At 44.3% G+C, this 12,928-nt stretch carries 4 protein-coding genes; 1 reads left to right on the forward strand and 3 read right to left on the reverse strand.

The window, feature by feature from the left end; genetic code table 11:
• Window positions 1-102: 102 nt before the first annotated feature.
• The 3 genes from KA713_05790 to KA713_05800 all read right to left on the reverse strand — a co-directional run bounded on the left by KA713_05790 (window position 103) and on the right by KA713_05800 (window position 9,119).
• On the reverse strand, window positions 103-8,028 hold the full coding sequence (locus KA713_05790) for a gliding motility-associated C-terminal domain-containing protein (protein ID UXE68098.1): 7,926 nt from the start codon (window positions 8,026-8,028) through the stop codon (window positions 103-105).
• A 17-nt stretch (window positions 8,029-8,045) separates the two neighbouring features.
• Window positions 8,046-8,363 carry a SprB repeat-containing protein gene (locus tag KA713_05795; protein UXE68099.1) on the reverse strand — a complete coding sequence of 106 codons (318 nt, stop codon included), beginning with the start codon at window positions 8,361-8,363 and terminating at the stop codon, window positions 8,046-8,048.
• 159 nt (window positions 8,364-8,522) lie between these two features.
• The gene (locus tag KA713_05800) at window positions 8,523-9,119 is read right to left on the reverse strand and encodes a hypothetical protein (GenBank protein UXE68100.1); all 597 of its coding nucleotides are present in this window, start codon (window positions 9,117-9,119) and stop codon (window positions 8,523-8,525) included.
• Window positions 9,120-9,367: 248 nt separating this feature from the next.
• Between KA713_05800 and smc the strand changes: the two genes are divergently transcribed.
• Window positions 9,368-12,910, forward strand: coding sequence for a chromosome segregation protein SMC (smc, locus tag KA713_05805; protein ID UXE68101.1), 3,543 nt, complete (start codon window positions 9,368-9,370; stop codon window positions 12,908-12,910).
• Window positions 12,911-12,928: the final 18 nt, after the last annotated feature.

Consider the following 12,928-nt stretch of genomic DNA (forward strand, 5'->3'; position numbering starts at 1 on the left):
CCGCCAGTCCTATAATGCACACTGTATCCTGCCCACTGCTGATTTTATAGCCCCGTACGCCAAAGTACAGTTAACATAACACTAGTTACAGTTACCGTTAACTCATCGTCCTCTTATAATCTCTACCCATCCCGTAAAGGTATTTCCACTCGTACTGATACGGTAGAAGTAAACACCATCGGGATAGTTATCGCCCGTCCAATTGTTTTGATAGCTTTTAGAAGAAAATACTTCTGCACCCCATCGATTTGAAATATTTACTTGCGTGTCTGGAGGAATATTTCGGATGTAGAACGTTTCGTTTGAGCCATCGCCATTTGGTGTAAATACGTTGGGAATTGAATTGGGATCGAAAGAAAAATCCAACGGAACCCTCACATCAAATTCAAGAGAGCATCCCTGATCTTCATTCACCGTGAGATGGTACCTACCAGCATGTAATGCCTTGTAGTTCTTAATAAATTGTAAGCTGTTGTTAAACTCATTTACTTCTTCGGTGCGCGGAGAAAAATCCAAGGGGTTAATTTGAGGGTTAGAGGCCGAATCAAATCGGATGGTTACAAAGTACGGTTTTTGACCCCCTGTAAAATTGATCAAATCAAACCCGCCCGTTGGCAAATCCGGGTAAGAGGACTTGATGTTTTGTACGCTCACTGCCAATACTCCGTTGTAAGTAAAGTCATAACTTGACGAAGCTACCGTACACGTGCCTTGTGTTTGAAGGATGTTAATGGTATAGTCTCCTTTCGTAGATGGCAACTCGTTTCCTTTGATCACGTACAAACTTCCTGCAGGAACAGTTGGTAAGATAATCGTACGGTCAGGCGTAACTAGTCCCTTCTTGGTAATCTGAATAGTCATCGCGCCAGCCGCAGCCTTAATATTTGTAATTCTTATCTCTGGCAAACCAGCGTTGCAGTTTAACTGTGGAGCAGCGAACGAAACTTGAGTTATGCTTCCCGTAATGGTTTGCACTGCAAGTTTAGTAGCACAGGCGGCTGTGTTCGGTTTAATCCATACATAGTAATCACCTTTCGATAGACCTTGAAGAAGAATGTTCAAGGTTCCATAATTTACAAAGGTGGTTGGTTGTGCTATTGGATCAGTGGTGTACCCTACTGTGAACGTACCCGCACTCAAAATGGTGAATGCAATCGTTCCGTTCGCGCCCTGTCCGGCACAGTCAGGTTGGGTTAGGATAGGTGAAGTAGTATTAACAAATCCAGGGAAGTTGACCACATACTTGAAATATTTTTCGCAGCCTACATTATCAATAACCGTAAATTTATGCGTGCCTCCTGTAAGGTTGGAGAATTTACTTCCTGTTGGTAAGGTAGCATAGGCAACACTATCGAATCGGAATGTATAAGGACCAACGCCTCCCGCAATCGTACCGATGGCAATAGCTCCATCATTGTTTGCACAAGTAGCATCGGTAATGGTTGGTGGCGCTACAGTGATGGCCGGATTGGCATCTTGGATAGTAATGGTCACCGCAGCAAAACATGGATCACTTGCATTTCTTCTAACACTAATTACACGCTGGAAAGTTGGAGCCAGCCCCGAAGGTATTCCAGTAATGGTATTACCAGCCGTAAAATTAGTAAAGGTAATACCGTCCAAAGACCATTGTAACAAATTGCCAGTTTCGCCTGGCACATCTAACTTGATAGAACCGGTAGCTGATCCTGCACATTTAGGGCCAACAATATTGGAAGCGATTGGTGCTCCGACCGTACCTGACTGATCAATTGTAACAAATCCTGTTTTAGTGCAACTCACATCACCATATTCAATCGTATAACTATAAAGCCCTAAAGGCAACAATGAAAAATTAGGGTTGTTCAGATTTGTACGAGCAACCGAACCGTTGGTAATTGATTGTCCTGTAACAGTAATCTTAACCCCCGTATTATTGACTGTTGGTGTTGCCGGAGAAATGCTAAAAAATATGGAGCCATTCGAAAGGGTGCAAGTTGCAGGAGTTGGAAGGGGAGTTATAACCACGGTGGCACAGTTACCTGTAACCGTGCAACTTGGATCCCCTGGCGGCAATAGCGAAACATTAATTGTGTTCGCTAATTGAGCACTGCATGAGCCTACAATAGCAAGCACATTAAAGCTGGTATTCAATGTTAAAATGGGCGTAGCTAAAGTGACTGTACCACCCGTTCCCACTACAGGACTACCAACATTTGTATTGGACGGGCTCAATCGAAGTTGGTAACTAACACCGTTTTCGGAGTTGGCAACTGTAATATTGGTAGATGTATTTGGACAAATTGCCGAACTGGGGCCTGCTATGGTTAAAGCAGCATTCGGTGGAGGCAGCACAACAATATTTACAATCGTAGTCAATTGAAGTGAACAAGTAGCATTGGTGGCAAGTACATTGAAGGAAGTACTAGTGGTAAGAACGCCAGTGGGGAGATCAATATTTCCTCCAGTTCCTGCAAAAGGAGCCCCAACTGCTGTATTGCCTGTGTTGTTCCTCAACTGGTAATTCACATTCATCTCCGAATTTAAAATACGGACAAATGTAAATCCGCCTGAGCAGAGGGTTCCTAGCAATGGAGCCACAGTCAGTCCAGCATTTAAGGTACCACCTACAGTTATTGTAGCTGTATTAAGAAGTATGACTGGCGGAGAACATCCATTGGCGGGATTATAGGTAGCTACTACGCTAAATGTGGTAGTGGCCGTTAGCGGACCCGTTGGTATAGAGATATTACCACCTCCCGCAACAGGGCTTCCAATCAACGAAGCTCCATCAAACAATTGATAATCCACCCCTGTCTGAGTTCCAACAATATCAATTGTAGTAGACCCACCGGTACACAAATTGGGAATAGAAGCCGACACCGCTAAGGAATTGTCAGGTGGTCCAATTACTGTTACATCTAGTTGGGCACGGAGACTCTCGCACCCGCTCACAGTCTGAGAAACAAAGAAACTGGTGGTTCCAGTACTGGATGTAGAAGGCGTAGGCGCAGTTGAACTTCCCGTACCGCCTGTTGACGCAGCATACCACAAGAGACCTGTGCCAGTTGCAGTTAAAGCGGTGGCGGCATCTCCAACACAGTAACTAACATTCGAAACTCCCGGTGCCGAGGGTAGCGAATTGATTGCTACATCCAGCTGAGCTCGTGGACTCTCACATCCACTAACGGTCTGGCTAACATAAAATGAGGTGACTCCAGGTGTCGTGGTTGAGGGTGTAGGTGCTGTGGCACTACCCACTCCACCGGTTGCTGCTAAATACCACAATAAACTTGTTCCGGTGGCAGTCAACGGCACCGCTATCGCACCTTGACAATAAGATATTGGAGATGCAATCGGAGCCAAAGGAACGGGATTCACGGTCATCGTGATAAGATTACTTACCGCTGGTGTAGATGTTACGCAGCTTAAGCTGCTAGTCATGGCAACCGAAACTACATCGCCTGTTATCAATGTAGCGTCCACGTAACTGGAACTATTGGTGCCCACATTCAATCCATTTTTTATCCATTGGTAACCTGGCGCACTACCCCCATTGGTTGGGATGGCTGTAAAAGTTACTGTTGTACCAACACAAACAGTCGTTCCAGGGGAAGCGTTAATTGAGACCGATGCAACAGGCACCGAAACGGATGAGTAATCGAACGTCAAGCGAGAAACTCCTATATTTTCATAATACTCGATCACTAAACTATGGACACCTGCCGTCAAGCAAACAGCATCTGAGGTGTAGGGAGTATATGAATGATCCGAAAAAGAATTGGCGGGGCTCAGCGTTATGGCCACACCATCCACAAAGAAGCGAACACCATCGTCCGAAATCAGATTGAATGTATAGACACCCGCTGTAAAGGTTTTTTGCATTTGAAATCTCAGACTGTAATTGTTGAGATAGCTTCCGCAAACATTCGTTCCCGCCAGCGGAATAGAATTTTCAAAATTTAAATCAAAAGCATCGGTAGAAGAATTATAAGTGGACGAACCAAATCCTGCAATATCTGCTTCTAAAATGTAACCCCTGTAGGTTGCTGGCAAATAATTTACTCCGTTTTGATAGGGTATAACCGCATTTCCAGCATCATTGTAAACATCGGCAATCCAGGTATCAGTGCCAGGAGCAATGCTGGGAGGAATTGGATTGACCGCTACTGTAGCGTTGCCCGATCCAGCCACTGTGCAGGAATTTGCATCGGTCACCAGTCCACTCAGCGAATAGGTTGTTGTAGAGACCGGAGTTACCGGGATAGGCGTGTTCGAAATATAATTCGTGACAGAACCAAATCCAGTAATTGTGAAATTATAGGGAGGCGTCCCTCCGACAATTGTCACTGCCAAATTAGAAGTGGCTCCGGCACAAATCGTAGCCGTACCCGAAAGGACAGCCGAGGTAATTGAGGGATTCACTGTCGCAGTGGCTGCTGGCCCAGATATAGTACCTGGGCAACTAGTACCGTCCGTTACGGAAGTAATGGTGTAGGTGGTGCTCACCGTTGGATTTAAATTAACCGTATGCCCATTTAAAATCCCTGCCAGATTGAAGGTGGTTGTCCCGTCACTATAAGAAACGTTGAAAGGTGCTGTTCCCGTTAGGCTGAAGGTTAGGGTATAAGTTGAACTTGGACAGATAGGAGAAGGCGAACCCGAAACGGAAGCGTTTGGAGCTTCATTAACAGTAACCAGTGCCGTACCACTGCCTGTTGCCCCACAGCCATTAGCATCGGTTATGGATCCTGAGATTGTGTAGGTGGTGGTAGAGGAAGGTGTAACAGGAATGTTGGTTCCCGAGGTGTAATTGGATACCAACCCTAATCCCGCAATGGTGAAACTGTAGGGACTCGTTCCCCCAACAATCGTAACTGCTAAATTTGTGCTTTGACCATTGCAAATCGTGGCATCACCAATGAGCGTTGCGGAGGCAATAGCGGTATTTTCAATTACTGAAGTAGGAGTACCCAAACTGGTAGCCGCACATCCATTCTGGTCTGTTAGTGCGGTGACTGAATACGTGCCAACCGCGGCATTCGTGATCGTAAAAGTTGATGAAGGATGATTGTTCACAGTAGTTAGCACAACTCCATCGCTCCATGTAAAGTTAAACGGTGCCGTTCCCGTGAAGGTGAACGTGACATTCGGGAGCGGTGTGCCAAAGCAAACTATGCCACCGCCTGATACCGAAGCAGTCGGAAGTGGATTGACAGTAACAGTTGCTGTTCCAGACCCAGCCACAGTGCATCCGTTCGTATCGGTAACCAAACCCGTTATTGAGTACGCAGTGGTCGTTGCCGGTGTAATGGGGATCGGGGTTCCTGACACATAAGAAGTAATTACACCCAACCCTGCAATTGTAAAATTATAGGGACCAACGCCACCTGTAATAGTAACAAGAATGTTACCTGTCCCTCCTGCACAAATAGCCGAGTTGTCGCTCAAAATGGCTGACGTAGGTGATGGATTTACCGTCACTGTGGCGGAAGAACCACCTACCCCAACACAACTTGTTGCATCAGAAAAGGAAGTAACAGTATAGGTGGTAGTAGCGGTAGGAGAAATGGAGACCGTATGACCTGACGAAATACCGGTCAAATCAAAATTGGTAGTACCATCTGAATACGATACGTTGAATGGAGCAGTCCCTGTCAACGTAAACGTCAAGGTACTACTTCCGCCTGAACATAAGGTGCCTGGCGAGGAGCTTATGGATGCAGTTGGGGTGGGATTTACAATTACTAAAAAACTACCAGAGCCTGCTACTGAACATCCATTTGCATCTGTAACCGTACCGCTAAGCGTGTAGCTGGTTGACGTGGCTGGGCTAACTGGTATTGGGCTACCAGAAATATAATTTGCAACCGGACCAAAGTTTGTAATATTGAAAGTAAAGGGGGCTGTACCGCTTGTGATGTTCACAAACAGGTTAGCAGTACCCCCCGGACAAATTGGCCCTGAGCCAGACAACACAGCAGATGTAGGCGTTGGATTTACAGTAACTGTTGTAGAGGAACCAGGCAAACCAGTGCACGTGGTGGCATCGCTGATATTTGTAATGGCATAGCTGGTAGTAGACGTTGGTGAAACCACAACAGTATGATTAGTACTAATCCCCGTAAGATTAAACGTAGATGTTCCGTCTGTATAGCTCACGTTGAAAGGTGCAGTGCCCGTCAAGTTAAAGGTTAGGGTGGAACTACCACCCGAGCAAACCGTGCCCGGTGATGAAACAATGGCAGCGGCAGGGCGTGGGTTTACTGTTACGATTGCCAGGCCGCTTCCAACAACAAAACAACCATTTGCGTCAGTAACGTTACCTAAAATGGAATAACTAGTAGTGGTTGCAGGCGAAACAGCAATAGCACTACCAGTAGTATAACCTCCAATAGGTCCAAAATTAGCAATTGTAAAATTATAAGGAGGCGTGCCATCTGTGATATTGACCGACAAGTTGGTTGACTGTCCGGAACAAATGGTCGCAGTACCGATCAGTTCTGCAACTGTTGGAGGTTGATTCACTGTGATGGTAACATTGGAGCCGGGTGTGCCAATGCAGCCCGATGCGTCAGAAATTGCAGTAATGGTATAGTTACGAGTGACCAGAGGGGTTACTAAAACCGTGTGTCCATTCGAGATACCTGATAAATTAAACGATGATGCCCCATCGGAATAACTAACATTAAATGGACTGGTTCCGGTAAGGTTAAACGTAAGGGTGCTGCTGTTGCCTGCGCACAAAGTGGCTGGAAGAGCACTAATGGTTGCTGTTGGGGTTGGGTTAACAGTAACCGAGGCAGTGCCTGTCCCTGTTACTGTACAACCATTGGCATCTGTCACATTGCCAATCAACGTATAGGTTGTGGTAGTTAGTGGGCTAACTGAGATTGGTGTCCCTGCTGCATACCCTGTTACCAATCCATACCCTATAATGGTGAAACTGAAAGGTGCTGTGCCGCCTGTAATGGCAACGCTTAGATTAGTAGACTGCCCAGAGCAAATGGAGGCGGTAGGACTAGACAAGACGGCAGAGGTGGGCGAAAATGCAATGCCGAGCGTTACGGAACCTGTCATAATTCTTGGGGTGCAAAATCCGTTTGAAGCTCGAACCGTTAACACATCTCCATTCGTAAAACCAGCGGTTGGAAAATTCATATTAAACGGCCCTGCACCGGTTCCTGGAAATGTCAATCCTGTGGGGTTTCCATTGCGTTGAATCTCATAAACTCCACCCGGATCAGGAATAGCACCGTCTGATCCATTGAGCGTAACTGTAAAATTGCTGCCAAAGCATGCCGTACCAGAACCAGATATAATATTATAAAGCGTGGGAGATGGATCTGTAATTGTAAAATTTCTTGATTGCAAACACGAAGAATAGTTGTCCTGTATATTGAGGGTATAGGTACCTCCTGGCAACCCAGCCAAAGAAAGTTGTGTAGCCAAATTTAGATTGGTGGTTCCATCGTAAGTTCCTGTTAAAGGTAACCCGGCAAGCCCGTTGCTACTCGTCCATGTATAAGTGAAAGACCCAGAAACGGCAAGTGCAGGTGTTCTTGACCCACCAGAAACAGAAGCAATGACTGAGCCATTCGGTGTCAAACAACTGGAGTTATCTATTCTGGTAACTTCATTAACCACCAAGTTGGGCAATGAAGTTAGTAACACCGGGGGAGGCGGCCCGAATGTATTAATAATGTCTGTGTTAGGCGTGTCTATTATGATAAAGTCGTACGAGTCGGCTGGCAACCCTGATCCAACATTATTGAAAACGAAACTGGAGCCCACCGGTATAAGCTGCGGGCCAAAAAAATTCGGATTGCCACCTATAGCCGGCAAAATAACCTGAAGAATTCCAGGCTGACCGTCACTCGTCTGCAATACGGTAAATCGAATAAACCCATTATCGGATCCGTTGCACGGATTGGAAACGAATACTGCTACGCGAAGGCTGCCTTGTATGTAGGTGTTCGTTTGCGCACTTGATTCAAACGCAAAAAATGAGGTTAAAGAAACAATAAAAATGCTTTTCCAAAATTTCATAGTTGAAAAAATTGCGCTCACTTTAATTGGATTTCAAGTTGTTCTTTACAGCCATTTGCGTCTACCACAATAGCTTGGTAGGTGTCCGCGTTAAGATTCGTAAACTTATGCTGGGAAAAATCCTCGGTTAATAAATGCCCTGAACTTTTTTTATAAACTACGTATTTGTAAGGGGAATTGCCACCTGAGGCTGTCAACGTAATTTCACCGTTTGAACCATTTGAATCCTTTGTCTCCAATTCAATCTTAAATGAATTACAACTGAGCGGCTTAGGCGGTTTCGAGTTAAACCCGAAACAAAACAAACTTAACAAAACAAAAAGCGTCCCTTTCATCTCACTTCGTTTAGGTTAAAAAATACCAATCATAAATACCTTCCAAAATCTATTGTAACCCACTTTTCCAATTGTAAATATCAACAAATCCTAAAAAATCGCCCCTTTCAAAAGGCTGGTTACAACATCCTAGTAATATTTAGTTCAAAAAATAACTTTCTAAAACTTCCTGTTCAATATCTCGCTCAATATAAATGCCTTCTTAAAGCCTTCTGGATCTTGTAAGTCTTTCACATAAGTACTTGCCACACTTACTTGCGTATCTTGTTGATATCCTTTGAATTGACCAAACTTCACAACAGTATCTTCCAATCTCATGGTTTCTTCGAGTGAAGCCCTATTGAAGGCCGCCAACTTCGCTTTCTCATACGCCTCGAAAGTTTCGTCTTGATCTCTTTTTTTGTAGTCAACTCGCTCGGCCTCTTTTGCTTCTACCTCTATTTCGTCATAATAATCTTCGTAATCGGCAACGGGGGCGGGCTGTAGAAATGGTCTTTGCTTGCTGGTGGCAGGGGAAGTCACGGTTGGCTCTGGCGACTTCGTTGCCTGAATCTCGCGCAACAAGTCTTCAAACGAAATCGGTTTTGATTGCGGTTCACTATCGTATGGCTCACTGGTAGTAGTGGGTTCTTTCGGCTTCTTTTTACGCGCCAGATAAGACACCACTGCAATGATGACCCAAATCCAAAATGAAGGACTATCCCACATAACGGTCAAATGTAGGCAAAATATACTGAATAACACAGATTTTGGCATGGCAAGTTAGGTTTTAATGAAAGGTTTCCGCAATCTTTTCGGATTTTGGCTATTGATAAAATGTGCATGAAATGGGAACATCTACCTTTCCAAAAGACAAACCGAACACTATCTTTGCCGACTTTAAATTTTAGGACTTAAGTATTGGGTGTTAGGGATTAGGTATGGGGGATTAGAGTCAAACCAGCATCAAGTATCCAGAAACCTGTCAAACCAGCATCAATGTATCCAGTAACCAGAAACCAATTATGCAGTTATCGAAGTTAGAGATCAAGGGGTTCAAAAGTTTTGCTGATAAAATCATTATCAATTTTGATGAGGGGATTACCGGTATTGTGGGGCCAAACGGTTGCGGAAAATCGAATGTGGTAGATTCCATCCGTTGGGTATTGGGAGAGCAGAAGACCAGTGCACTACGTTCTGAAAAAATGGAGAACGTCATCTTCAACGGCACCAGCCAACGCGCGCCACAGCAAATGGCGGAAGTTTCGTTGACCATCAACAACACAAAAAATATTTTACCAACCGAGTATTCGCAAATCACCATCACCCGCAGGTTATACCGATCTGGTGAAAGTGAATATTTGCTAAACGGTGTTGCCTGCCGACTTAAAGACATCACGAACTTGTTTTTGGATACGGGCGTGGCCTCTAACAGCTATGCGATCATTGAATTGGGCATGGTGGACGATCTATTGAACGACCGCGACAACTCGCGCAGAACGTTGTTTGAAGAAGCCGCTGGCATTTCAAAATTCAAAAAGCGCAAAAAAGAAACGCTAAAAAAATTGGAAGATACCGATGCCGATTTGGAGCGTGTAGAAGATTTGCTTTTTGAAATTGAAAAGAACATGAAGAGCTTGGAAAAGCAAGCCAAGCAAACCGAACAGTACTATAAAATCAAAGAAGACTATAAAGAAAAGAGCATTCAGTTGGCCAGGGTGGTGGTGAATAAACAAAAGGATAAGTTCAGCGCCATCACCAAACAAATTGAAACCGAAAGTGACCGCAAAACAAAACTCACGGCCGAAGTGGCGGAAAAAGAAGCGACCATTGAGAAATCAAAAGCCGAGTTAATTCTAAAAGAAAAAACACTTTCGTCTCGTCAAAAATCCATCAACGAATTTGTTTCTAAAATCCGGCAATATGAAAGCGAGAAGCAAATCAAAAACGAACGACTGCGTTTTTTGAATGACCGCATTGCCAACTTAAAAGATCAAATCGATCAAGACAAAAAAAGCAATGAACGTGCGCGCTTCAGCATCCAAAGTTTGGAGACGGAACGCGATTCCGCTCAGGCAATATTAAATGAGATCACTGCCAAAGTAGATTCACTGCGCACCGAATACGAATCGCAAAAGGCAGCTACTTATACCCTACAAGGGGAATCGGACGCGCTTCGCCAAGTGCATCGCGCCAAGCAAGAAGAATCTTTCCAATTAAACAAAGAATTAGAAATACGTGAAATTCAGCTTGCATCGTTCAAGCAAGAACTCGAGCGTACCGCTACGGACAGTAATCAGCAAAGTGCTAGCCTAGCGGAGTTTGAAAAGAAATTTGCATTGCTTTCAGAAGAAATCGCGCAAAAGAATTCGTATTTAGAAAAACTGAAGCACGAAGAAGAAGATGTGTATCAGCGCATTGCCTCGCTGGAAAAAACCATCGAGATGATTCGTGACGAGATGACGCAGAACAGTCGCAAGCTGGATGCGCGCCAAAACGAATTTCAGTTAACGAAATCATTGGTCGAAAATTTAGAAGGCTTTCCGGAAGCCATTAAGTTTTTGAAAAAGAACGTGGGCTGGACAAAAAATGCTCCGCTTCTATCCGACATTATTTCTACCAGCGAAGATTATCGGGTGGCCATTGAAAATTACTTGGAGCCCTATCTCAATTATTATATTGTCGAGCACGAAGCAGAGGCTTATGAGGCCATCAATATTTTAAGTGATGCCAGTAAGGGCAAAGCAAACTTTTTCATTCTGGATAGTTTTGAAAAGTTTACGCCCTCTCCTATTCAAATGTATGGCGATGCTTTCCCAGCTACCAAAATCATTGAGTTTGATGCGAAATACACCAAACTCATGGGGTATATTTTAGATAAAGTGTATGTGGCGGAGGGCGACATCAAAAACATTCCCGCCTCAGATGACAATACCTTCATCACCAAAAGCGGAAAAGTAACCAAACGCAGGTTTAGTTTATCTGGTGGATCAGTTGGGCTGTTTGAAGGAAAAAAAATCGGTCGTGCGAAAAATTTAGAAAAGTTGGATGTTGAAATCAAAGACCTTACCAAAAAGGTTGATGACATTCGCTACTCGTTGCTCGATCGCCAACGTGAACTGGAAAAGCTGCGCAACAATACCCTGAAGCAGCAGATTGAAGAAGCGCAGAGCTCCATCAAAATGGTAAACGATGAGTACATCTCGGTACGCACCAAGCAAGAGCAGTTTTCGAGCATGCTCAGCAGTGCCGACTTGCGCAGAGAAGATATTTTGGAAAAAATCGATACGCTTTCGCACGAATTGGAAGATTTAAAACCGAAAGCCAGTCTGGCACTTTCTGAAGTAACACAGCATGACGAAAAAATCCGCAACATCACTGCCGACCTCACCATTCAAAATGATTTTCTCAGTCAGAAATCATCGGCTTACAACGAACAAAATATTTTCTTCCACCAGCAAGAGAACCGTGTAAAGAGCGTTGAGCAAGAAATTCGCTTCAAGCAAGAATCGATGGAACAAAGCAGCCAGCGCATCGGTGTCAACAGTGAAGAGTTGAAAAAGAATGAAGAAGAATCGAAAACGATTATCGAAACCACGCAAAGCAACGATAGCGATCTGATTGGCATGTATGCCGAAAAGGAAGAAATGGAAAAAGGGCTGAGCGAAGCGGAGAAAGAATACTACAATGGTCGTGGTGAAATAGATCAGTTTGATAAAGATTTGCGGGAAGTGCAGCACCAACGCCAAAACATCGATACTATGTTGATGGAGTTGCAAAATCAATTGAACGAAAGCAAACTGCAATTGAACTCGATAAAAGAACGATTATCGGTTGAGTTTAATGTGGATTTGGATTCGGTGATTGGCGAACCAACACCAGAAGAAGCAGAGCAGCTTTTGAAAGCCGATGATGAACAACTTCGTGCGCAGGTAACGAAGATACGCGAGAAGCTAGACAACATGGGCCCCATCAACCCGATGGCGATGGAAGCCTATAACGAAATCAAACAGCGCAACGATTTCATCATTGCTCAGAAAGAAGATTTGTTGAAAGCAAAAGAGTCACTTTTCAGCACCATCAACGAAATTGAAGGCGTGGCTAGCGAAACCTTTATGCTGGCTTTCAATCAAATCAAAGAACACTTTATTCGCGTGTTCCGCTCATTGTTCAATGAAGGTGACGATTGCGATTTGAAATTGGTGGACCCTACCAAACCATTGGATTCTGAAATTGATATCATCGCAAAACCCAAAGGCAAACGCCCGTTGACCATCAATCAACTTTCGGGTGGGGAGAAAACATTGACAGCAACCGCTTTGTTGTTCTCGATGTATTTATTGAAGCCTGCCCCGTTCTGTATTTTTGATGAGGTGGACGCTCCGTTGGATGATGCCAACATCGACAAGTTCAACAACATCATCCGTAACTTTAGCAAAGACAGTCAGTTTGTAATTGTAACGCACAACAAACGTACAATGACCACTACTGATGTTATTTATGGGATCACAATGGTGGAGAAAGGAATTTCGAGAGTGGTGCCAGTGGATTTGCGGGAGTTGGCATAAGTGGAAAATTGGGTAAAA

It is taken from the genome of Chryseotalea sp. WA131a, from assembly GCA_025370075.1.
Taxonomy (GTDB): Bacteria; Bacteroidota; Bacteroidia; order Cytophagales; family Cyclobacteriaceae; genus ELB16-189.